The organism is Alkalispirillum mobile, assembly GCF_003664325.1.
Classification (GTDB): Bacteria; Pseudomonadota; Gammaproteobacteria; order Nitrococcales; family Halorhodospiraceae; genus Alkalilimnicola; species Alkalilimnicola mobilis.
The window spans coordinates 321,240-344,479 of sequence record NZ_RCDA01000001.1; the positions used below are offsets into that span (position 1 = coordinate 321,240).

Sequence of the window (23,240 nt, forward strand, 5' to 3'; positions counted from 1 at the left end):
CATGTTGTGGCGGCCTCGCCTGCCCGCTGGCAAGCCCCGCTTCCTCCGGTATCATGCCGGACTTGATTCAGGCTGGTGCAAAACGGAACCACTCACATGACGGATATCCCGAAACAGATTGCCGGGGAGCTCGGCGTCCAACCCCGCCAGGTACAGGCCAGTGTCGAACTGCTGGACGGCGGGGCCACGGTCCCCTTCATCGCCCGCTACCGCAAGGAGGCCACCGGCGGGCTGGACGATGCCCAGCTGCGCCGCGTGGAGGAGCGCCTAACCTACCTGCGCGAATTGGAGGACCGGCGTGACACCGTTCTCAAGACCATCCGCGACCAGGGCAAACTGACGCCCCAACTGGAAGCGGACATCCGCGCCGCCGACAGCAAGACGCGGCTGGAGGACCTCTACCGTCCCTACCAGCCGAAGCGGCGCACCAAGGCGCAGATCGCCCGGGAGTTGGGCCTGGAGCCGCTGGCCGACACGCTCCTCGACGACCCCACCCAGGCCCCGGAGCGCGTGGCGGCGGACTACCTGGTTCCGGCGGACGACGAAGGCAAGGGCGGTGTCTCTGACGCCCAGGCTGCCCTGGATGGTGCACGCCAGATTCTCATGGAGCGTTTTGCCGAGGATGCCGAGCTGGTCGGCAAGCTGCGCGAGTGGGCCTGGGAGAACGCCCGGTTGCGCAGCCGCGTTGCGGAGGGCAAAGAGAAGAGCGGTGCCAAGTTCCGGGACTACTTTGAGCACGAGGAGCCGCTGGCCCGCATCCCCTCGCACCGTGCCCTGGCCCTGTTCCGCGGCCAGAGCGAGGACGTGCTGCAACTGACCCTGGTCTGGGAGCAGGAGGATGGCGAGAGCCCGACCGCCGAGGGCACCATCGCCCGCCGCTTCGGCATTCGCCACGACGGGCGGGCGGCCGACGACTGGCTGGCCCGCACCGTACGCATGACCTGGCGGGTCAAGCTGTCACTGCAACTGGAACTGGCCCTGAAACGCCGGCTACGCGAGGCCGCCGAGGAGGAGGCCATCCGCGTCTTCGGCCGCAACCTCAACGACCTGCTGCTGGCCGCACCCGCCGGCGCCGTCACCACTATGGGGCTGGACCCGGGCATCCGCACCGGGGTGAAGGTGGCCGTGGTGGACGGCACCGGCAAGGTGCTGGATACGGCCACCGTCCACCCCTTTGCCCCGCGCAACGACCGCAACGGGGCCTTGGCGACTCTGGCGCGGCTGGCCAAGGCCCACGGCGTTCGCCTGGTGGCCATCGGCAACGGCACGCACTCACGGGAGACCGATCAGCTCGTCGCCGAGCTGATGCAGGCCATGCCGGATCTGAACCTCACCCGCGTGACCGTCTCCGAAGCGGGGGCCTCGGTCTACTCCGCCTCGGAATACGCCTCCCGCGAGATGCCGGATATGGACGTGGCCCTGCGCGGCGCCGTCTCCATCGCCCGGCGGTTGCAGGATCCGCTGGCCGAACTGGTCAAGATCGAGCCCAAGGCCATCGGCGTGGGCCAGTACCAGCATGACGTCAGCCAGGTGAAGCTGGCCCGCACGCTGGACAACGTGGTGGAGGACTGCGTCAACGCCGTCGGCGTGGATGTGAACACCGCCTCTGCTCCGCTGCTGGCCCGGGTGGCCGGCCTGACCCCGGCCCTGGCGGAAAACGTCGTCCGCCACCGTGATGAGCACGGCCCCTTCCCCGACCGCAAGACGCTGCTGAAGGTACAGCGGCTCGGCCCCAAGGCCTACGAGCAGTGCGCCGGGTTCCTGCGCATCCGGGATGGCAGCAACCCGCTGGATGCCAGCGCCGTGCACCCCGAGGCCTACCCGGTGGTGGAGCGCATCATCAGCGACAGCAACAAATCCATCGACCAGTTGATCGGCGACAGCCAGTTCCTGCGGCGGCTCGACCCGGCTCGCTACACCGATGAGCAGTTCGGCGAGCCGACGGTGCGCGACATCCTCTCGGAATTGGACAAGCCTGGCCGCGACCCCCGCCCGGAATTCCGCACCGCCCGCTTTCGCGAGGGGGTGAACACCCTGCAGGACCTGACCCCGGGTATGGTGCTGGAGGGTACCGTTACCAACGTCACCAACTTCGGCGCCTTCATCGACATCGGCGTACACCAGGACGGCCTGGTACACATCTCGGCGCTGGCCGAGCGTTTCGTGCGCGACCCCCACGAGGTGGTGAAGGCAGGCGAGATCGTCAAGGTCAAAGTCATGGAGGTGGACCTGGAGCGCAAACGCATCGGTCTGTCCATGCGCCTGGACGATGAGCCGGGCGAGGCGCGTCCCCGGGGCCGGCAGCGGGGCCGGCAGCGGGGCCGGCAGCGCGACGACAATGCCGGCGCCCGCGGCAAGGCCCGCAAGGGTGCGCGCGGCGGGCAGAAGCCACGCAAGGAGGACAAACCCATGGGTGCCATGGCCGAGGCACTGGCGGCCCTGAAAAAGGGGCAATGAGCACCGACGGGCTACCCATCGAGCGCCTGCGGCCAGACTTTGAGCGGGCCCTGACCAACGGCCACGTGGTGGTTACCGCCGCCACGGGCTCCGGTAAGTCCACGCGACTGCCGGTCTGGTCGCGGGCCCGGGGGCGGGTTCTGGTCATTGAGCCCAGGCGGCTGGCGGCGACCAGCCTGGCCCGGTTCGTCGCTCAGGGCCTAGGCAGTACGGTGGGCGACGGGGTAGGTTACGCCGTCCGCCTGGACGCCCGCCACGGACCCGACACCGAGGTGGTCTTCGTCACTCCCGGCATCGCCCTGCGCTGGTACGGGGAAGACCGGTTGCGCCGTTTCAGTACCGTGGTGCTGGATGAGTTCCACGAGCGACGCTGGGACACGGACCTCTTGCTTGCACTGCTGCAGGCCGGACGCGGCCATCACCTGGTCGTCACCTCGGCCACCATCGCCGGGGAGCAACTGGCCCAGCACCTGGGCGCACACCACCTTCGCTCGGACGGGCGCAGTTACCCGGTGGACATCGCCCACCGCGCCGATGAGCCCCGGCGGATGCCGGAATCGCGCGACATCGCGCGCCGGGTTGCCGAGGCAGTCCGTGATGCACTGGGCAATGGTGACGGCGGGGATGTGCTGGTCTTCCTGCCCGGCAAGGGCGAGATCCAGGCCTGTTACCAGGCGCTTAAGGGGGCACCCGCCACGGTGGTCCGGCTGCACGCCAGTGCGCCGGCCGCCGACCAGGCCGATGCCCTGGCGCCACGCGACCCGGCACGCCCGCCGCGGGTCATCCTTTCCACCAACGTGGCGGAAACCTCGCTCACCGTCCCCGGCGTCACCACCGTAATCGACAGCGGCCTGGAGCGGCGCACCCACCGCCGCAACGGGCGGACGGTGCTTAGCCTGCACGCCATCTCCCGGGCCAGCGCTGATCAACGCGCCGGCCGCGCCGGCCGTGTGCAGCCCGGCCGCTGCCTGCGACTCTGGGGCCGACAGGCCCCGCTTGCCGAGCTGACGCCGCCGGAGATACACCGAGAGGACCTGAGCGAACTGGTACTGGCCGCTGCCTGCGCGGGCCGGCGGGCCGATAACCTGCCCTTCCCCGAGGCGCTCCCTGAGCCCGCCCTGGTGCAGGCCACTGCGCGGCTCACCCGCCTTGGGGCCCTGGACGCGGAAGGCCGGGTCACCGAGCGCGGCCGGCGCCTCTTCCATCTACCGGTGGACACCGAACTGGCGCACCTGGCCGTGGCCATGCCCGACCGCGAAAGTGCCGGCTTCATGGCCGATCTGGCCGCCGCCCTGAGCACCGGTCGCCGTTGGGTGCACGCGCCCGCCGATCCGGCGGAAGAGGAAATGCTGTCGCGCACCCTGCCCCGGCGCTGCGATGCAACGCTGCTGGTTGCAGCCCTGCGTACCGCCGACCTGCCCGGCGTGCGGGTGGACCGGGCCAGCCGCAAGGAGGCCCGTAAGCTGGCCGCACAACTGCGGGAGCTGATGGGCCTTGCGAGGCTACCCGACACCCTCGGGGAAGACCTGGAGCCGGCCTTTGCCGCCGCCGTGGCGGCGCTCCCCCACCGCACCTACATCCGGCGGGAGAAGCGCCGCCAGGCCATGGGCAACGGCGGCGACGAGATCCTCGTCAGCGAGCAGTCACGGCTGGATGCGGAGGCCGAGGCGGCACTCTGCCTGGATGAGCACAGTGTCCCGGGCAAGGGCACGCGCCAAACGGTCACCCTGGGCACCTGCCTGGCCCCGGTGCCGCTGCAGGGCCTGCTGGACGCGGGATTGGGCGAACCGATGCTGGAGGCCCCCACCCTGGAAGAGGGCCGGCTGCTGGCCCGCCGCACCTGGCGATACGCCGGGCGGATCATCCACAGCGAGGCGGTGGTGCCGGAGGGCGCCCCCGCCCGCGAGGCCATGGCCCGACTCATCCTGGATAACCGCCTGCTGAAGCCCGCCGGAGCCCGCCTGCAGGAGGACCTGGCCGCCTGGGCCCTGTACGTCGCCCTGGGCCATGGCGAGGGGGAGACCCCCGAGGCTCGCCCCTGGCTGGAGGCCCGTCTGGAGGCGTTAGGTGTGGCGTCACAGGACGACCTGGCGCTGATCGAGCCGGAGGACCTGGCGTTCGAAGGCGTGCCGGAATGGGAGCGGGCGCGTTTCGATGAGCATTTCCCGCGGCAGATCCAATTGCCCGACCTGCTGCTCCGGGTGCACTACCACGTGCGCCGCAAGACAGTGACCATCGAGAAAGTCAGCGGCAGCCGCAAAAAGGACCCTCAGCGTTGGGAGCTGCCCGCCTGGCCTGGCTGGCGGGTGAAGTACCAGCGGGCCAGCCGGGTGGTGGAGGTGCGCTGAGCGCCCGGGGGCATGACGTTGCCGGGCAGGCATCCAGGCTGCCGGTCAGCCGTAAAGCTGGGACAGCCCCTCTGCCACGGATGCCATCTCCCGGCGCAATGTGCTGGGCCGGAGCACCTCCACCTTGTCACCGAACCCCAGTAACCACCAGCGCAGTTGGTGAGTGTTCTCCACCTCCGCCCGGACCCGCAACCACCCGGAATTACCGGGTTCGTACTCCAGGCGCTGATCCGTGGCCAGCGGCGTTTCCTGCAGGTGGTAACCCGCCTCCGGCGCAAAACGCGCCTCCAGTTCAACCGGTTCGGCTGTCGGCTGGTAATCGAAGCCCCCTTTCTGGACCCAATCATCCAGAGAGAACCCGGCGGGGACGCGCGCCTGCTCGTCCAGCAGATTGGCGCATTTGAATCGATGCAGGGCCAACGGCACCACATCCTCGTAATCCCATAACGACGAGACCAGGTACGCGACCGCGTCACGAAATGCCAGACCAAGCGGGTGCACACGGTAGACCCGCTCTTCCCCGTGTCGGGGCTGGTAGGCCACTTCCAGGCAACGCCCCTCCAGCAGGCCCTCGTAGAGCACTTCCACCACGTCCTGCGCCACCTCCGGCGGCTGTAACGGCTGGTATCGCGGCAGACGCCGGATCCGGTCCCGCCAGTGGGCCAACTTGCTTCCCGACTTTTCCAGGGCTGCCTGCGCCTGGTCAAAATGGGGCGCCAGCCGTGTTATCACCCCTCGGGGCAGCATCTCTTTGAGGTGCTCGTCCACCAGGCAAAAAGTGAGGGCTGTCGCCGGGTCCATGTGGGGCAGTTGAATGGCCGCCCCATCCCTTTTCCATGACCAGCCGTGAGGCAATTCCCGGTCATCACAGACCAGCGGGAAAACCGTTGACAGCCGTTGCAGATCGCGCTGCACGGTCCGGTGTGTGACCCCGTAGCCCAACTCCGCCAACTGGCGCCGGATCTCCGTACTGGAGATCCGGCGAGGCTCCCTGGGAATCAGACTCAGGGTCTGGAGGTGGCGAATACTTGTGTCCGACATCCAGCTCCTCCGCAAAAACCACAACAGGCGCTCTGGTCTTCAGGTTAGACCACGCAAAAGGTAAAACCTCACGCTGCGCCATGCCTTTCGCATAATGTGCCACACAGCAATAAAAACGCATATATGCGACAGTTTGTGTCGGCGCGGGCTGACCTTCGGTCCCTCCCCATTCCTTGCACGGTAAATAGCGTCACAGCGGTCTCTACTAAGGTATAGTCATGGAGACGTGCATTAACTCACTTTCTGCCGCTACGGCCTCCCCTAACCCGCGCCGCCTAGGAGACTGCCCCCTATGGAAGCCGGGCCGACAAACGGCTTTGCAGCCCTGCTGGGGTGGAGCATGAGTGCCATCGAGCCGATCAAAAAGTGCGACCATTGCCATCCCGCGCTTCGGGGCGACGGTGCCGTCGGCGGGTGCTATCAAATCGGTTACCTTCAGGCATCAGTGACCAATGGGACAGACAGGAAGTGGGTGTGAGCGAGCGTGATGGGACCGGCATGACATCAGAACAACGACTGGAAACATTGTCACAGCAGCTGGACGAGGCGGTGGCAGCCCTGGCGGACTCCCCGGAGGCGACCAAGGCCGCGCACCTGCCCCAGGTGGTCGACATTTGCCGAAGGATGATGCTCCATTTGGGCGGTTGTGCGGCCATCGAGGCCCGCAGCGCGCCACTGGAGATGGCCGGGGTATTCCAGGGCTCAGATTGGGCCACGCCGGAAATCCTGTTGCCCACTCTTTCGACCTATGCGCTGGGCAGCGCCGATGCGACCACGGTGGTTATAGAAGCACTGAGCGAGTTGCGGATGGCTGCCGTTGCCGTTGGTGCCTATGTGCATCCCACTCTTTCCGCCGAACAGGCGCACCACTTTCTGACCCAGGTGCTAGCCCTGAACCTGAACTACCTGTTCACGGCCCCGAGTGAAAGCGAGCGGGTGAACCAAGGGCGGCTAGCAGAAATCCCGCGTGCGTTGCTGGCCCACCTGGCAGACCGTATCGGCTACGAGCATGTCATTGACCAGCTCATCGATGAGATCTGGCGGATATTACAACAGCGCCCAATACAGACAGCGGCCGTCAAGCGCATGGTCACTCAGATCGCGGTCTGTCGCGCCAACCCCGAGATTGACCTGGGAGTGGCGGGTCAAGGCACGGAGCGACTGGTCAGCAGCCTCTACGGGCCAACCCAGGGCTGTCGCGAGGACCCGGGGCTGGAGGTGTACCGGCAGCGTCTTCTGAGCATGGATGGCAGCACCCTCCAATCCGAGGCCATTGGCTTTGCACGGGCCATGCACGACACCGGGCTGGTTTCGCCCTACCACACCGTACTGATGCGCCATCTGCTCGCCCAGGGTGACCACCTGGTGGCCGAGGCCCTGGGGCTCTCCTCGACCGGCCGGGACTGCATGCTCTGCTACTCCGACCTGGTCCGGCACCTGATCGATGAGGCCGTGCATGCAGAAACCGCACAGGCGGTCTATGGCTTGGCGCTGATGCTGGAACGGGGCATCCTCTACCAACCACCAGTAGCGCCGGCGCTATGGCGGCAACTGGCGCTGCGGCTCTCCCCCTGGTCGGAGGAACGGCTCCGCTTGGCCACCGGGGACGCAGTGGCGCCATCCGCCCGGCTATTGGAAGGCGTGCTGTGCCTGCTCGGGCAGCCGTTGGGCGTGGGTCAGGGCAACAACCCGACTTGTCAGTCGGCCCGGGCATTGTCCATGTGGGCTTACAACGACCCGGACTACCTGCTGCAGATGGTGGCCTGGGCGGCGCGTGACGACGAGATCATCATGCACTTCGAGGGGCAACCGATCTCCTCGCGCGAAAGCGTCGCCGGGCTGGCCGGGGAACTGCCCATGGATCTGGACCCGGTCTCGCTACTGGTAGTGCCCCACCTGGACCGCATTTACGCGGAGATGGGCCGCCGCTGCGCCAGTCGAGAGGGTGATCCCCACCGCTGGGTCAACCCGGAGTTCCACGGTTGGTGGGCGGGCCGCGGCTTCCGCATAAACGTGGACGTGGCTTCTGGCCATATCGTGGAACTGGAGGACTTTCTGCGCCACTTTTATGCGGCCTATCACCCCTACTACAACGGCAATCAGCCCATTATCCATCCGCAACCGGCCGGCATCGCGGTAACCGACAGCGCCGCGCGATTCATTGGCTGGCATGCCATCACCATTCTCAGGGTGGCGCTGGACCCATTCAACGTAATGCGCGTGTACTTCTACAACCCCAACAATGACAGCGGGCAGGATTGGGGTGACGGCGTGGCCGTCAGCACCTCCGGCAATGGCGAGTTCTACGGCGAGGCCTCCCTGCCCTTCGCCCAGTTTGCGTCGCGGCTTTATATCTTCCATTACGACCCGCTGGAGCGGGGGGAGTTGGCCCGAATCACGCAGGAGGAGCTGGACGAGGTCACCGGCTACCTGCTGCGCAGTTGGGGGGCCGACCGCCTGCAGGGCGGTGGCCTGCAGGCAAACCCGGCGTAGCAGTCCTCCAGCGGGTACCCCACCCCGCCATCCGTAAGCATCCTGCTTAAGCGGCTATGGGTCGTGGCGCGGCGTGCTGGCCGGCCGTTGCAAGTCGTGCTAAACCTGCCAGCATGAAGTGAAACCCTTGAGCGGAGCTGCTGATGAGCGACAAAAATGAATACGTCGAGAAGATGAAAGCCCGGCTTGATGAGTGGAACGCCGACATCAGTAAATTGCAGGCCAAGGCGCGACAGGCCGAGGCGGACGCGAAGATCCGGTACGAAGAGCAATTGCGGGAGCTGCGGAAGCAGCGCGATCACGCGGAGGAGAAGCTCAAGGAGGTCCAGGCCTCCAGTGAGGAGGCCTGGCGGGAGATGCGCGCCGGAATGGAGAAAGCCTGGGATGACGTTTCAGAGGCATTCCGAAACGCGATGAACCGCTTCCGGTAACGCCCTACTGCCGCTGGCCCATCACTGAAGATGGGCCAGCGCCGCATACCGCGTGAGAGTGGCGCTCGTCGGTACCGGCCCCACTTTCAGGCGCCTATCAGGATGATTTGGCGGTGCCCTGCGCGTCCATTGCCCCGACAGCAGCCGGGCCGAACAACTCGCGCATACCGCCCACCGAACTCATCAGTGCGGTGCCTTCCATCGGGACGAACACCCGGTCACCCTGCTTGGCCATATCCGGCAACATCTCGATGTAGCGCTGGGCAATCAGGTACTCGATGGCCTTCTGCGGGGCGGCCTTGTCGGCAATGGCCTCCATAACGTTCTGGATCGCCTGCGCCTCGCCCTGTGCGGTGAGAATAGCCGCCTGCTTTTCCCCCTCGGCGTTGGCGATAGCAGCGTCCCGCTCACCCTGCGCGTTGAGGATGGCGGACTCCTTGTCGCCCTCGGCCTTGAGGATCTCCGCCTGCTTGTATCCCTCGGCCTCACGGACGGTGGCGCGGCGGTTGCGCTCGGCGACCATCTGCTGGTTCATGGCCTGGCGGATGTCATTGGGCATGTCAATGTCCCGGATCTCGACCCGGTTCACCTTCAGCCCCCACTTGTTGCCGGCCTCGTCCATGGTGACCTGCAGCCGGTCATTGATCTCCTGGCGGGACTCGAAGATCTTGTCCAACTCCATGGTGCCGATCTCGGAGCGCAGCGAGGTCTGCGCCAGAGTCTGGATTGCGAGCACCAGGTTCTCGGTGCCGTACACGGCCGCCTGCGGGTCCACGATCTGGTAGTAGAGTACCCCGTCGATCTGTACACCCACATTGTCCTGGGTGATCGCCGCCTGCGAGGGAAAGTCGAGCACAATCTCGCGCATGTCGATTCGCCGCTCAGTGGTCACGATGGGCTGACCGTTCTGGTAACGCAGGATCGTGATCGCCCGCGGCTGGTCAATGAACGGGATGATGAGGTTCAGCCCCGGCGTGAGCATTCGGTGGTACTTGCCCAACCGCTCGATGACCATGCTCCGCCGCTGCGGCACCAAAACAATGCCCAGCTTGAGAAAGATCCCGACGAGCGCCACTACGATGGCGACGATAACAATGCCAGCGATGTCTTCCATGGAATGCTCCCTTCTGCGTGTCTATGTTGAAAGTGGTCCGATCAGGCCTCGGGATCCGTGCGGCGCACTACCGCCCGGATACCCTGAAACTCGATCACTTCTACCGTGTCCCCTTCAGACACCTCCGTTCCCTGGGTCTCTATTGGGAAAAAGTCGCCCAGCAGCCGCACGCCCAGTTGCCCATTGTGCTCAATTACTTGGTGAGCCTTACCAGTGATGCGATCGTCCGCGGGGGCATTCCGCTCCGACCGCCCTGTCCAGGCGCGGCCGAGCCAAAGGAACAACCCCGCCGCCACCCCCATGCCGATTGATACCCCGGCGAGCTGGCCGACAAAACCAAGGCCTAGCAGCGTGGCCACAAAGGCGCCAACCGCACCCCCGGCGAGAATCGGCAAAATACCGCCCCCGGCCGACAGCGCCCCACCGAACAACAGCAGATCGCCGGCCAGTATTAATAGGGCCAGTGCAACCCAGACCTGCCATGCGGCCACCTCTGACAGAAACTCCATGTCCATCCTCCTTCCAAAAGTTCAGTGCCGCCAACCCCGCGCCTGCTCATTGGCGAGTCCTTAATGATACGGTGATTTGCGCCGCTCTAGCAGGCCGGGGGTCGAGTCAGAGGACGCCGCCAGACGGCTGGTCGGTGTTCGAGCCTGTTAACAGAGAGGCTGGATTGGGGGGAGGCTCGGTGACGTAAGCGTTTGGAGGGGATAGGCAAGCAACCTGCCCTGGTGTCGCGAAGGGCCTTGCAGGCCCCCCCAAAAACAAAGGGGTTAGGCCAAATGACCTAACCCCTTGTTTGTATGGCGCGCCCGGGAAGATTCGAACTCCCAACCTCCTGATCCGTAGTCAGGTGCTCTATCCAGTTGAGCTACGGGCGCTGAAAGAGCGCGTATTTTGCCTACCGCTAAAGGCCTTGTCAATGCCTGGCGGAGAGAGAGGGATTCGAACCCTCGATGGGCGTTTAAGCCCATACTCCCTTAGCAGGGGAGCGCCTTCAGCCACTCGGCCATCTCTCCGGAACTCGTGCTGGGCGACTTAACCTAGCCGCCGCAACGGGTGCATACTCTACGTGAAAGAGTGGGTAACGTAAAGGGCAAACGCCGGATTATTCAGAACCGCCTTTGCCCTCCTGCCCTTCCTCTTTCTCGTGCCGAATACGGTCGTAAATCTCTTCACGATGCACCGACACATCACGCGGCGCATTCACGCCAATACGCACCTGGTTGCCCTTGACACCGAGCACGGTGACGCTGACGTCGTCGCCAATCATCAGCGTCTCACCAACGCGCCGAGTGAGAATCAACATGTGCTTACCCTCGCAGCAATCTCTGCCCGTTCATGGGCAATTCGGGTGTGGGGCGGCACAGCAACCCGCCCCTTCCCTTTTGTAGTCTAGTTTCCCGGGGGCCATTTGCCCGCGGAGTTCACCAATGTGCTCACACTTGTGAGTGCTATATGCCCAGAAAGTTCAGGCCTTCTCGTCCTCGGCTTCCACCGGGGCGTTCTCGTCATCCAGGCCGAACGCGGTGTGGAGCGTACGCACACCAAGCTCAAGGTATTTTTCATCCACCACCGTGGAGATCTTGATCTCGGAGGTGGAGATCATCTGGATGTTGATCCCCTCGGCAGACAACGCCTTGAACATGGTGCTTGCCACACCAGCGTGAGAGCGCATCCCCACGCCCACCAGCGACAGCTTGACGATCTTCGGGTCGCCGTAGATCTCGCGGGCGCCGAGCTTTTCCTTGTTCCCCTCCAGGATCCCCAGCGCCTTCTCGTAATCGCGCTTGTGTACGGTGAAGGTGAAGTCCGTGGCGCCGGAGGTGCTGACGTTCTGGATAATCATGTCCACCTCGATCCCCGCCTCGGAGATCGGGCCCAGGATGCTGGCGGCAATGCCGGGGACGTCCGGCGCTCCAAGCACGGTCAGCTTGGCTTCGTCACGGTTAAAGGCAATGCCGGAGATCAGCGGTTCTTCCATCGGATTTTCCTCGTAGGTGATCAGCGTGCCAGGGCCTTCCTTGAAACTGGAAAGCACGCGCAGCGGCACCTTGTATTTACCCGCAAACTCGACTGAACGGATTTGCAAGACCTTCGAGCCCAGGCTGGCCAGTTCCAGCATCTCCTCGACGGTGATGCGTTCCAGCCGGCGCGCCTTCGGCACGACCCGCGGGTCGGTCGTGTAAACGCCGTCCACGTCAGTGTAGATCTGACATTCATCGGCCTTCAGCGCGGCGGCAATGGCAACAGCCGTGGTGTCTGAACCACCGCGCCCCAAGGTAGTGATCGCGCCGGACTCGTCGACGCCCTGGAAGCCGGCTACCACGACGACCCGTCCGAGTTGCAGATCCTCATTAATCTGCTTCGCGTCGATGTCGAGGATTCGGGCGCGGCTGTGGGCGCTGTCGGTCAGGATGCGTACCTGCGGCCCGGTGTAGCAGCGCGCCGGGGCGCCCAGTTGCTCCAACGCCATGGTCAGCAGCGCGATGGTCACCTGCTCGCCGGTGGAGACCAGCACATCCACCTCGCGGGCCGGCGGGTTCGGCGCGAGTTCTTCGGCCAACGCCAGTAGTCGGTTCGTCTCGCCGCTCATGGCGGAGACCACGACCACCACGTCGTCCCCTTTATCCCGCGACGCCTTGACCTTGCGGGCTACGTTCTTGATGCGTTCGGTGGTCCCTACGGAGGTCCCACCGTATTTTTGTACGATCAGTGCCATATTCTCGGTTTTCGCAAAAGGGTAATTAAACTACAAAACTACCTGGTTTGAAAACCTGACCACAACCGTCAATCGAGGCCAAGCTCCTTGCGGACCAGGGGCTCAACGTTGCTAAGTGCTTGTTCCAAGTGCTCCGGCTGCTCACCGCCCGCCTGCGCGAAATCGGGGCGCCCGCCACCTTTACCGCCAACCTGCTCCGCCACCTGGCGCACCAGGTCACCGGCCTTGATACGGTTCGTGCAGTCCTTGCTTACGCCAGCGACCAGCCGCACCTTGTCACCGGCTACCGCGCCCAGCACGATCACCGCACTCCCCAGCTTATTGCGCAGCTGGTCCACGGTGTCACGCAGCGCCTTGTTGTCTGCGTCCACGCGGGCGGCCACCACTTTGATCCCGTCCACGTCTACCGCCTGCCCGGCGAGGTCGCTACCGGCCTGGCTTGCCAGCTTCTGCTTGAGCCTCTCGAGTTCCTTCTCCTGGCTCTTGAGCCGGTCCACAAGCTGGGCGACACGGACTTCGGCATTTTCCGGGCTGGACTTCACGGCATCGGCAATATGCTGAAGGCGTTGCTCCTGCTTCTGGACCGCCATCACGGCGCGATCGCCGGTGATGGCCTCGACCCGCCGCACCCCGCCTGCTACGCCGGTCTCACTGGTTATCTTGCAGAAGCCGATATCGCCGGTACGGCCCACATGCGTTCCGCCACAAAGCTCGACGGAGAAGTCACCGAAGCTGAGCACACGGACTTCGTCGCCGTATTTCTCTCCGAACAGCGCCATAGCGCCGGACTCGATGGCCTCATCGTAGGCCATGTGCGCTATATCGGCCTTACGGTTGGCACGGACCTCGTCGTTGATGATGCGCTCAATATCCTCCAGCTGCTCCTGGGAGGGCGCCTCGTAATGCGAGAAGTCGAACCGCAGCCGGTCGGGTGCAACCAGGGAGCCCTTCTGTTGCACGTGGGTGCCGAGCACCCGGCGCAGCGCTGCGTGCAGCAAGTGGGTGGCCGAGTGGTTGAGTGCGGTGGACCAACGGGTCTCCGCGTCCACCCGGGCCTGCAGCGTTTCACCGACACGGATTTGGCCGTCCTTTAATACACCCAGGTGGCCATGCCCCTCCCCCTGCTTCAAAGTATCGCGCACCTCGAAGCCGTTGCCGTCGGCCGTGATCAGGACGCCTTGATCGCCCACCTGACCACCCGATTCCGCATAAAACGGGGTCTGGTCCAGAATGACCATGCCTTCGTCGCCCGCCACCAGTGTCTGCACGCTCCGGCCATCCTTGAACAAGGCCAGCACTTTCCCGTGGCCCTCTAAATGATCGTAGCCTATAAAGTGCGACTTACCTTCAAACGCTTCCCCTTCGCCCTGCTGCGCCTTGAACTGGCTGTGGGCGCGTGCGCGCTCCCTTTGTGCCGCCATGCAGGCCTCAAAGCCCGCCATATCCAGGGTGAGATCCCGCTCGCGGGCGATATCGGCGGTGAGGTCCACCGGGAAGCCGTAGGTATCGGACAGCTTGAACACCGTTTCCCCTGGAATCTCTTTCCCTTTCAGCTGTTTGAGGTCCTCCTCGAGCAGCTTAAGGCCCTGTTCCAGGGTCTCGCGGAAGCGCTGCTCCTCCTGAAGCAGCAACCGCTCCACCAGCGCCTGGCGCTCGGGCAGTTCCGGGAAAGCCTCGCCCATCTCGTTGGCCAAGGGTTGCACCAACCGGTGGAAGAACGGCTCTTCGATGCCCAGCTTGTAGCCGTGACGGACGGCCCGACGAATGATCCGCCGGAGCACGTAGCCCCGTCCGTCGTTGGCGGGCACAACGCCATCAGTGATCAGGAAGGCGCAGGCGCGGATGTGATCGGCGATCACCTTGAGGGAGGCATGGTCCCGCGACTCCGGCATACCGGCCAACTCGGCGGCCGCGTCTATCAGGCGCTGGAAGAGGTCGATCTGAAAGTTCGAGTGCACCCCCTGCACCACCGCTGCGAGGCGCTCCAGCCCCATACCGGTGTCTACACAGGGCATGGGTAGCGGCGCGAAATTGCCATCGGCATCCCGGTCGTACTGCATGAAGACCAGGTTCCAGATCTCCACGTAGCGGTCCCCGTCCTCGTCCGGACTGCCGGGTGGGCCGCCCGGGACCTCGGGGCCGTGATCGTAGAAGATCTCGGAGCACGGGCCACAGGGGCCGGTGTCCCCCATGGACCAGAAGTTGTCGGCGGCACCAATCCGGCCGAAACGCTCCGGGTCCACACCGATCTCGTTCAGCCAGATGTCCGCCGCCTCGTCGTCTTCCTCGTACACGGTCACCCACAGCTTTTCGGGCGGCAGACCGATGGTCTTGGTGAGGAATTCCCAAGCGTATTCAATGGCTTCGCGCTTAAAGTAATCGCCGAAGCTGAAGTTGCCCAGCATCTCGAAAAAGGTATGGTGCCGGGCGGTGTAACCGACGTTGTCGAGGTCGTTATGCTTACCCCCGGCGCGGACACAACGCTGGCTGCTACAAGCCCGCGTGTAGCCGCGCTGCTCCTTACCCAGGAAAAGCTCTTTAAAGGGCACCATGCCGGCGTTGGTGAACAGCAGCGTCGGATCATTGCCGGGCACCAGGGGGCTACTGGGCACAACGGTGTGCCCCCTTTGCTCGAAGAAATCCAGGAAGGCTTTGCGGATGTCTGCGCTGCTCTGCATGTACTTGCCGTTATCCGTTGGGCCGGCCCGGGGCCGGTGGTTACCTAATCGGGCTGCTGAGCCGTCGACATCGCCTGTCGGATATGTCCGGCCGCGAACCCCCTCCGTTCCAGGTAGCGCTGCTGACGGGCGCGTTCCTTCATGTCTTCCGGTGGCACGCTGAACCTGCGGGCCCAGGCCCGGTACGCCTGCTCGCCCCAATCAATGGTGCGTTCCGCATCCGCGAGCGCCGGCCCGGCGAGTTCATCCGCCACACCCCGCTCGCGCAGCTCTGCGCGGATACGAACCGGGCCAAAACCCTGCTCCACCCGGTGGCGCACCCAGCTTTCGGCGTACCGGGCATCGCTTTGCAGGCCCTCGCGGGCCAACTCAGCGATGACCGCATCCGCCAAGGCCTCTGCGGCGCCCCTCTGCGTCAGTTTAAAACGTAGCTCCCGCGCCGCATGCTCCCGCCGCGCGAGCAGGCGAATCGCCTGGTCCCGGACGTCTGCCTCCGTCTCCACGGCCGAGCTCAGGCCTCCTGACCGCTATCGGCCCCCGCGCTCTCGGTCTGCTGAGCACGGCCGGGCAGTAGCTTGTCGCGAATTTTCTTTTCCAACTCCGCCGACAGCTCCGGGTGCTCCTTCAGGTAGTTGCGGACGTTGTCCTTGCCCTGGCCGATACGGTCGCCGTTGTAGCTGTACCAGGCCCCGGCCTTCTCGATCAGGCCTTCCTTGACGCCCAGGTCGATCAGCTCACCCTCGCGGGAGATGCCTTGGCCATAGAGGATCTCGAACTCCGCCTGCTTGAAGGGCGGGGCCATCTTGTTCTTGACCACCTTGACGCGGGTCTCGTTACCGAGCACCTCGTCCCCCTTCTTGATCGCGCCCAGGCGGCGGATGTCCATGCGCACGGAGCTGTAGAACTTGAGCGCGTTGCCACCGGTGGTGGTCTCGGGGCTGCCGAACATCACGCCGATCTTCATGCGGATCTGGTTGATGAAGATGACCAGCGTGTTGGAGCGCTTGATGTTCGCGGTGAGTTTCCGCAGGGCCTGCGACATCAGTCGGGCCTGCAGCCCCACATGGGAGTCGCCCATTTCGCCTTCGATCTCCGCCTTGGGTGTCAGCGCGGCGACGGAGTCCACCACCACCACGTCCACCGCCCCGGAGCGGACCAGCATATCGGCGATTTCCAGCGCCTGCTCACCGGTGTCCGGCTGGGAGACCAACAGGTCGTCCAGGTTGACCCCCAACTTCTCCGCGTAATCGGGGTCCAACGCGTGCTCGGCGTCCACGAAGGCCGCGGTGCCGCCCGCCTTCTGCGCCTCGGCGATGGCATGCAACGTCAGAGTGGTCTTGCCGGATGACTCCGGGCCGTAGATCTCCACCACGCGTCCTTTCGGGAGACCGCCCACGCCAAGCGCGATGTCCAGCTGCAGCGAGCCGGTGGAGATGGCCTCCACGTCGCCCCGCACGGCGCGCGCATCGCCCATGCGCATTACCGCGCCCTTGCCGAACTGCCGCTCAATCTGGCCCAGGGCTGCACCCAGTGCCTTCTTGCGATTTTCGTCCATGTACCGACCTCGTGAACCGGTTCACAAAACAGGTGCCCGCCGCAACCAGCGCCGGACGTAAAGGCCGATCATTATTCCATATATGGCACCGGGTCCGCACCCTTGCCCTCGGGAAATCCCACCCGCGGGGCGGTGCTATGGGCCCTCATCCAGGCGCTCGAGCAGCCCCTCCAGGGCCACGGCAACCGCTTGCCGACGGACCGCTTCGCGGTCCCCCTTGAAGTGCCAGCGTTGTGCTTCAATGCGCCCGCCGGGCAGCCCCCAGGCCAACCAGACCAGCCCCACCGGTTTTTCCGCGGTGCCGCCGTCCGGGCCAGCGACGCCACTGACGGCCAAGGAGCACTCGGCCCCGGAGCGCTGCTGCGCGCCGGCGGCCAGCGCCTCGACCACTTCCGCGCTCACCGCGCCATGGTCGGCCAGCAGCACCTCCGGCACCGCCAGCTCTGATGCCTTCGCCGCGTTGGAATAGACCACCCAGCCCCGTTCAAACCACCGAGAGCTTCCCTGCAAATCCGTAATCACCTTCGCAATCCAACCGCCGGTGCAGGATTCAGCCGTCGCCAGGCGGCAGCCCGCGGCCAGCAAGCGCTCGCCCAGGCACTTTGCCCGTTCCGCCAGCGCCGCGTCATCGTTTAGCATGAACGCCCTCCCGAGTCCCCAGAAACGAATGGAGCGGATCACCCGACATGGCCCAGTCCAGCCCCCAGGAAAAACGGCACACCCCGATGATGCGTCAGTTCCTCCGCATCAAGGCCGAGTACCCGGACATCCTGCTCTTTTACCGGATGGGCGACTTCTACGAGCTATTCTACGAGGATGCCCAGCGGGCCGCGCAATTGCTGGACATCACCCTGACCACCCGGGGAGAGTCCGGCGGCGCGCCGATACCCATGGCCGGGGTGCCGGTACACGCCGTCGAGGGCTACCTGGCGCGCCTGGTGCGCCGCGGCGAGTCGGTGGCGATCTGCGAACAGATCGGCGACCCCAACACCAGTAAAGGCCCGGTGGAGCGCCAGGTGGTGCGCATCGTCACCCCGGGCACCCTCACCGACGAGGCGCTGCTGGACGAACGGCAGAGCAACATCCTGGCTGCGGTGACCCGGCTGGAGGGGCGCTGGGGCCTGGCCAGCCTGGAGCTTTCCAGCGGCCGGTTCAGCGTCACCGAACCGGCGGATGAACAGGGACTTACCGCTGACCTGGAACGGCTGCACCCGGCGGAACTGCTCCTGGATGAGAGCCTGGAACCGCCGGCTGGGATTGTCGGGCGGGCCGGCCTGGCCCGCCGTCCGCCCTGGCACTTCGACCCGGAGACCGCAGAGGGCCTGCTCACCGACCAGTTCGGGACGCGCGACCTCACCGGGTTCGGCTGCCAGGAGCATCCGGCGGGCATCGCTGCAGCCGGGGCCCTGCTGCAATACGTACAGGAAACCCAGCGCTCTGCCCTCCCCCATATCCGTGGGTTGCAGGTGGAGCATGGCGATCAGGCCATTGTCATTGACGCGGCCAGCCGCAGAAACCTGGAACTGGAGCGCAACCTCGGGGGCGGTACCGAGCACACCCTCGCCTGGGTACTGGACAGCACGGTCAGCGCGATGGGCAGTCGCCTGCTACGGCGCTGGCTCAATCGCCCGCTGCGCGACCGGGCTACCCTCTCCGGCCGCCACCAAGCCGTTGCGGCACTACTCGACGATCGGCTTGTGGATGAAGTCCGGGCCCCGCTGAAAGGGATTGCCGACATGGAACGCATCCTCGCCCGGGTTGCCCTGGGCAGTGCCCGGCCGCGGGACCTGACCGGTCTGCGGGAATCGCTGGGCCGCCTACCTGCCATCCAGGGCGTGCTCGCCCCGGCATCTGCACCCCGGCTGCAGGCGCTGGCCGGACAGATCGGCGAGCACCCGCAGACGCTCACCTTGTTGCGCCGTGCGGTGGTGGAGCAGCCGCCGGTGGTGATCCGTGACGGCGGGGTGATCGCCGATGGCTACGACGAGGCCCTCGACGAGCTCAGAGGGCTTTCAGAAAACGCCGATAACTACCTGGTGGATCTCGAAGTCCGAGAGCGGGAACGGACAGGCATCAGCACTCTGAAGGTGGGCTACAACCGGGTCCACGGCTACTACATCGAGGTTACCCGGGCCCAGGCCGAACTGGTGCCCGACGAGTACATCCGGCGGCAGACCCTGAAGAGCGTCGAGCGCTATATCCTCCCGGAACTCAAGGCCTTTGAGGACAAGGTGCTGTCTGCCCGCGAGAAGGCACTGGCCCGGGAAAAGGCCCTTTATGAGGCACTGCTGCAGCAGCTGGCCGAGGACCTGGCCCCGCTGCAGGACACCGCAAGCGCGCTGGCGGAACTGGATACCCTCGCGGCCTTCGCCGAGCGCGCCCGCACCCTCGATTACTGTCAGCCGGAGCTGCAGACCGGGCCGGGCCTGCGAATCGAGGCCGGTCGCCACCCGGTGGTGGAACACAGCCTGGACGGGCCCTTTGTGCCCAACGACCTGGCGCTGGATGAGCGCCGCCGCATGCTGATCATCACCGGCCCGAACATGGGCGGCAAATCCACCTACATGCGCCAGGTCGCGTTGATTACCCTGATGGCGCATATCGGCAGCTTCGTGCCCGCCCGCCAGGCGCGGCTCGGGCCAGTAGACCGCATCTTCACCCGGATCGGCGCCTCCGACGACCTGGCCGGCGGCCGCTCCACCTTCATGGTGGAGATGACCGAGACCGCGAACATCCTGCATAACGCCACCGGACAAAGCCTGGTCCTGATGGACGAAATCGGCCGGGGCACCAGCACCTTTGACGGCCTGGCCCTCGCCTGGGCGGCCGCCGAGCGCCTGGCCCGGGAGCAGCGGGCCTACACCCTGTTCGCCACCCACTACTTTGAGATGACCGCCCTGCCGGGGCAGTGCTCCACCGCTTGCAACGTACACCTGGACGCGGTGGAGCATGGCGAACGCATTGTCTTTCTGCACGCCGTGAAGGACGGCCCTGCCAGTCAGAGCTACGGCTTACAGGTGGCCGCGCTCGCCGGTGTACCGGAGCCTGTCCTGGAGGCCGCACGGGAAAAGCTGCGCGCCCTGGAAGAGGAGAGCTCCCGCCAACGGGAAGAGCCGGATCAGCTGTCGCTGTTCGACGAGCCAGCCGGCAATAGCACCCCGACGCCGGAGCCGGAGCCGCCTTCGCCCAGCCCTGTCGAGACCGCGCTGGCCGAGCTGGACCCCGACGGCATGACCCCACGGGAGGCCCTGGAATCGCTCTATCAGATGAAACAAATATTGACCGACGACCAGGTCAAAACCGCACAGGGCGGTGCAGTATCGACCGGGAATCGCTAGAATAGCCCGCGACCCGGCGAGCGGGCACGCTTTGCCACTCAACCAGACACCCAGCATGGCGGGCGGCACCGCCCCGACATGCAGCCCATTTTTGCTACAGGGGAGCGACGCAATGACCTACGTCGTCACGGAAAATTGCATCAAGTGCAAGTACACGGATTGCGTGGAAGTCTGCCCGGTGGACTGCTTCCACGAGGGGCCGAATTTCCTGGTCATCGACCCCGACGAATGCATCGACTGCACGCTCTGCGAGCCGGAATGCCCGGCCGAGGCCATCTACTCGGAGGATGACCTGCCTGCCGGCCAGGAGGAGTTCCTCGCCCTCAACGCGGAGCTGTCGCAGGAATGGCCGGTGATCACCGAGAAGAAGGAGCCACCGGAAGATGCGGACGACTGGGATGGCAAGCCGAACAAGCTGGACCAGCTCGAACGCTAAGCCGTCTCATTAGCAGCCAACCGAGCAACAACAGGGGGGCACCGGGTTAACCCGATGCCCCCCGCTTTTATTCGCCGGACCGGTCGGTCGTCGTCACCGGCCGCCGCTTACTGCCCGTTATCTGCCGCCTCCAGCACCCGCAGCAGGTCCTCCGGTGAAGCATAGCCCTGTTGCATCACGCCCTCAGTACTGATCATGGTGGGCGTCCCCCGCACCCGCAGTTCACGGGCCAGCGCAAGGTGGTCCTCGATCGGGTTATCACAGGCAGTGGCACCGTTCAGATCCTCGCCAGCCTTGGCCTTATCCAGCGCGGCATGGCGGTCATCCGCACACCAGACATTCACCGACTGCTCATAACTGCTGCTCCCCTCCCCGGCCCGGGGCATGAAGATATAGCGGATCTCGATCCCCTTGGCCGCATAGTCCTCAATCTCCTGGTGCATACGCTGGCAGTAGGGGCATTCAATATCCGTGAACACGTTCACGACGTAGCGGGTCTCACCCTCCGCGGGGTAGATGAGCAGGCTGTCCTCACCCAGCTCCGCGATGCGATCCGCGCGCTGCTGGCCCCGACGCTGCTCCGTGAGCGACTGCCGGGTGCTCATGTCCACCAGTTCGCCCTGAAACAGGTAGCGCCCATCACCGGTCATGTAGACCACGTCCCCGGAGACGATTACCTCGTACAACCCGTCAATCGGCGTCTCATTGACCTCATCGGCACTCAGGTCCGGGCTCAGACCCTTCAGAGCCTCATCGACGCGCTCCTTCACGCTGTCGGCCAACACCTGGGCAGGCAGCAGTGCGAACAGCGCCGTGACAATGGGCGCCAGGCATACGGGTAGGGTTCTTCTCATCGTTATACAGCTCCTTTGGTTGATGGATGCCCTATTGGATGGGCAAACGGGCATCGGGTTCCCGAGGTGGCCCCGGATTCTGTTTAGCCACGAGGATGGTGCTGCGCATGCATCTGCTGCAGGCGCTGGCGCGCCACGTGGGTGTAGATCTGGGTGGTGGACAGGTCACCATGGCCGAGCAACAACTGCACCACGCGCAGATCCGCACCGTGGTTCAACAGATGGGTAGCGAACGCATGGCGCAGGGTGTGGGGCGAAATCGACCGGGTGATCCCGACCGCCTGTGCGTGCTTTTTGATCCGGTACCAGAAGGCCTGGCGGGTCAGCCCTTCGCCCCGGCTGGTCACGAATACGGCGTCACATACGCGTCGGCCCAGCAGGGCCGGACGGCCCTCACGCAGCCATGCCTGCAGCCAGGCCAGTGCCTCCTCTCCGAGCGGCACCAGGCGCTCCCGGCCACCTTTGCCCAGCACCCGGACCAGTCCCTGCTGGAGTGAGACCTCGGATAAGCTCAGGCCGACGAGTTCCGACACCCGCAGCCCCGTCGCGTAAAGCACCTCCAGCATGCAGCGATCCCGCTGGCCGAGGGCGGTATCCGGGTCGGGGGCAGCCAGCAAGCGGCTGACCTCGGCCTCGGAGAGCGATCCCGGCAGCGGGCGCCCCAGGCGTGGGCTCTCCACGTCCCGGGTCGGATCCTCCGCCAGACGCCCCTCCCTGACCTGGTACCGGTAGAACCGGCGGAGGCTCGTTAACAGACGGGCCACGCTCCGTGGCTTGGCCCCCCGCCCGACGCGTTGGCCGACAAAGGCCAGCACCTGGTCGCGCCGGGCGTCCATGAGTTCCTCCCCGTCGGCGACCAGCCAGCGCTGAAAGCCCAGCAGGTCGCTGCGGTACGCCGACAGGGTGCGTTCCCCCAGGCCCTGCTCCATCCACAGGGCATCGAGAAAGTCATCGAGGGCCGCAGGTGCTACGGGCTCAGCGCGCTTCGTCGCTACCACCACCCTGCTCATCCTTCACATCAAAAGCAGACGCCATATGTCTGAACGCATTCATCATTTCCAACGGCACGGGGAAGATGATGGTGGAGTTCTGCTCACCGGCGATGTTGCTCAAGGTCTGCAGGTAGCGCAGTTGCAGGGCCTGCGGATTCCGCGACAGGATGCCAGCCGCCTCGGTGAGCTTCTCGGAGGCCTGGCGCTCACCCTCGGCATGGATGATCTTGGCGCGGCGGCTACGCTCAGCCTCCGCCTGCTGCGCGATGGCGCGGATCATGCTCTCGTCGATGTCCACATGCTTGATCTCCACGTTGGACACCTTGATACCCCAAGCATCGGTCTGTGAGTCGAGAATGCTCTGGATATCCTCGTTGAGCCGGTCCCGCTGGGCCAGCATCTCATCCAGCTCGTGCTGGCCGAGTACCGAGCGCAGCGTGGTCTGCGACAGCTGGCTGGTGGCGGCGAAGTAGTCTTCCACGTTAATGACGGCCCGTTCAGGGTCCACCACGCGGAAGTAGATGACGGCGTTGACGCTCACCGACACGTTGTCCTTCGAGATGACGTCCTGGCTGGGCACGTCCATGGTGACTGTGCGCAAGTCCACGCGCACCATCTGTTGGATCACGGGGATCACCAGGATCAGGCCGGGCCCTTTCACCTTGTAGAAGCGACCAAGCTGGAAGATGACGCCCCGCTCGTACTCGCGGAGAATCCGGATCGCCGACGCGATAATGGCGACGACCAGAGCAAGAACGACAATCAGTGTTGTCTCCATGAG

At 65.2% G+C, this 23,240-nt stretch carries 18 protein-coding genes and 2 tRNA genes; 6 read left to right on the forward strand and 14 right to left on the reverse strand.

What is annotated here, in order from left to right; translation table 11 throughout:
- The first annotated feature begins 96 nt into the window (after positions 1 to 96).
- Both DFR31_RS01600 and DFR31_RS01605 read left to right on the forward strand, forming a co-directional pair.
- Entirely contained in the window at positions 97 to 2,457 is a 2,361-nt protein-coding gene (locus tag DFR31_RS01600; protein ID WP_121440916.1) for a Tex family protein, read from the forward strand.
- Positions 2,454 to 4,805: a helicase-related protein gene (locus tag DFR31_RS01605; RefSeq protein WP_121440917.1), complete on the forward strand. Its 2,352-nt coding sequence runs from the start codon at positions 2,454 to 2,456 to the stop codon at positions 4,803 to 4,805. Before DFR31_RS01600 ends, DFR31_RS01605 begins: the two co-directional genes overlap by 4 nt.
- Positions 4,806 to 4,850: 45 nt before the next feature.
- Here the strand turns inward: DFR31_RS01605 and DFR31_RS01610 are convergent, their stop codons facing one another.
- Positions 4,851 to 5,846, reverse strand: coding sequence for a helix-turn-helix transcriptional regulator (locus DFR31_RS01610; RefSeq protein WP_121440918.1), 996 nt, complete (start codon positions 5,844 to 5,846; stop codon positions 4,851 to 4,853).
- A gap of 474 nt (positions 5,847 to 6,320) precedes the next feature.
- Here DFR31_RS01610 and DFR31_RS01620 point away from each other — a divergent pair, with 474 nt between their 5' ends.
- A complete protein-coding gene (locus tag DFR31_RS01620) occupies positions 6,321 to 8,339 on the forward strand; it encodes a hypothetical protein (RefSeq protein WP_211328217.1) in 2,019 nt (672 codons plus the stop codon).
- A gap of 143 nt (positions 8,340 to 8,482) precedes the next feature.
- Entirely contained in the window at positions 8,483 to 8,770 is a 288-nt protein-coding gene (locus tag DFR31_RS01625) for a sll1863 family stress response protein (RefSeq protein ID WP_121440920.1), read from the forward strand.
- Positions 8,771 to 8,867: 97 nt separating this feature from the next.
- Here the strand turns inward: DFR31_RS01625 and DFR31_RS01630 are convergent, their stop codons facing one another.
- The 10 genes from DFR31_RS01630 to DFR31_RS01675 all read right to left on the reverse strand — a co-directional run bounded on the left by DFR31_RS01630 (position 8,868) and on the right by DFR31_RS01675 (position 17,478).
- Positions 8,868 to 9,884, reverse strand: coding sequence for an SPFH domain-containing protein (locus DFR31_RS01630; RefSeq protein WP_121440921.1), 1,017 nt, complete (start codon positions 9,882 to 9,884; stop codon positions 8,868 to 8,870).
- A 41-nt stretch (positions 9,885 to 9,925) separates the two neighbouring features.
- Positions 9,926 to 10,393: an NfeD family protein gene (locus DFR31_RS01635; RefSeq protein WP_170153560.1), complete on the reverse strand. Its 468-nt coding sequence runs from the start codon at positions 10,391 to 10,393 to the stop codon at positions 9,926 to 9,928.
- 295 nt (positions 10,394 to 10,688) lie between these two features.
- Positions 10,689 to 10,765: transfer RNA gene (locus tag DFR31_RS01640), tRNA-Arg, on the reverse strand.
- A 46-nt stretch (positions 10,766 to 10,811) separates the two neighbouring features.
- Positions 10,812 to 10,903, reverse strand: a tRNA-Ser gene (locus DFR31_RS01645).
- A gap of 89 nt (positions 10,904 to 10,992) precedes the next feature.
- Complete coding sequence (gene csrA, locus DFR31_RS01650) at positions 10,993 to 11,193, reverse strand: carbon storage regulator CsrA (protein ID WP_121440923.1); 201 nt, start codon at positions 11,191 to 11,193, stop codon at positions 10,993 to 10,995.
- Between the two features lie 162 nt (positions 11,194 to 11,355).
- Complete coding sequence (locus DFR31_RS01655) at positions 11,356 to 12,606, reverse strand: aspartate kinase (protein WP_121440924.1); 1,251 nt, start codon at positions 12,604 to 12,606, stop codon at positions 11,356 to 11,358.
- Positions 12,607 to 12,674: 68 nt separating this feature from the next.
- On the reverse strand, positions 12,675 to 15,284 hold the full coding sequence (gene alaS / locus DFR31_RS01660) for an alanine--tRNA ligase (protein ID WP_121440925.1): 2,610 nt from the start codon (positions 15,282 to 15,284) through the stop codon (positions 12,675 to 12,677).
- A gap of 44 nt (positions 15,285 to 15,328) precedes the next feature.
- On the reverse strand, positions 15,329 to 15,787 hold the full coding sequence (recX, locus tag DFR31_RS01665; protein ID WP_121440926.1) for a recombination regulator RecX: 459 nt from the start codon (positions 15,785 to 15,787) through the stop codon (positions 15,329 to 15,331).
- A gap of 8 nt (positions 15,788 to 15,795) precedes the next feature.
- Positions 15,796 to 16,839 carry a recombinase RecA gene (gene recA, locus DFR31_RS01670; protein ID WP_121440927.1) on the reverse strand — a complete coding sequence of 348 codons (1,044 nt, stop codon included), beginning with the start codon at positions 16,837 to 16,839 and terminating at the stop codon, positions 15,796 to 15,798.
- 135 nt (positions 16,840 to 16,974) lie between these two features.
- Positions 16,975 to 17,478, reverse strand: a complete 504-nt coding sequence (locus DFR31_RS01675; protein ID WP_121440928.1) for a CinA family protein — start codon at positions 17,476 to 17,478, stop codon at positions 16,975 to 16,977.
- 47 nt (positions 17,479 to 17,525) lie between these two features.
- On the opposite strand from DFR31_RS01675, the gene mutS reads away from it, so the two are divergent.
- Together mutS and fdxA are read left to right on the forward strand one after the other, a co-directional pair.
- On the forward strand, positions 17,526 to 20,177 hold the full coding sequence (gene mutS / locus DFR31_RS01680; protein ID WP_121440929.1) for a DNA mismatch repair protein MutS: 2,652 nt from the start codon (positions 17,526 to 17,528) through the stop codon (positions 20,175 to 20,177).
- A gap of 112 nt (positions 20,178 to 20,289) precedes the next feature.
- Complete coding sequence (fdxA, locus tag DFR31_RS01685; protein WP_121440930.1) at positions 20,290 to 20,613, forward strand: ferredoxin FdxA; 324 nt, start codon at positions 20,290 to 20,292, stop codon at positions 20,611 to 20,613.
- Between the two features lie 107 nt (positions 20,614 to 20,720).
- On the opposite strand, the gene DFR31_RS01690 is transcribed toward fdxA, so the two are convergent.
- From DFR31_RS01690 to DFR31_RS01700, 3 genes are all read right to left on the reverse strand, one after another.
- The gene (locus tag DFR31_RS01690) at positions 20,721 to 21,467 is read right to left on the reverse strand and encodes a DsbC family protein (RefSeq protein WP_170153561.1); all 747 of its coding nucleotides are present in this window, start codon (positions 21,465 to 21,467) and stop codon (positions 20,721 to 20,723) included.
- Positions 21,468 to 21,550: 83 nt separating this feature from the next.
- Entirely contained in the window at positions 21,551 to 22,477 is a 927-nt protein-coding gene (gene xerD, locus DFR31_RS01695) for a site-specific tyrosine recombinase XerD (protein ID WP_121440932.1), read from the reverse strand.
- Positions 22,443 to 23,237 (reverse strand): slipin family protein, encoded by a 795-nt coding sequence (locus tag DFR31_RS01700; RefSeq protein ID WP_121440933.1) that lies wholly within the window; start codon positions 23,235 to 23,237, stop codon positions 22,443 to 22,445. The genes xerD and DFR31_RS01700 overlap by 35 nt, the downstream gene beginning before the upstream one ends.
- Between the last annotated feature and the right edge of the window lie 3 nt (positions 23,238 to 23,240).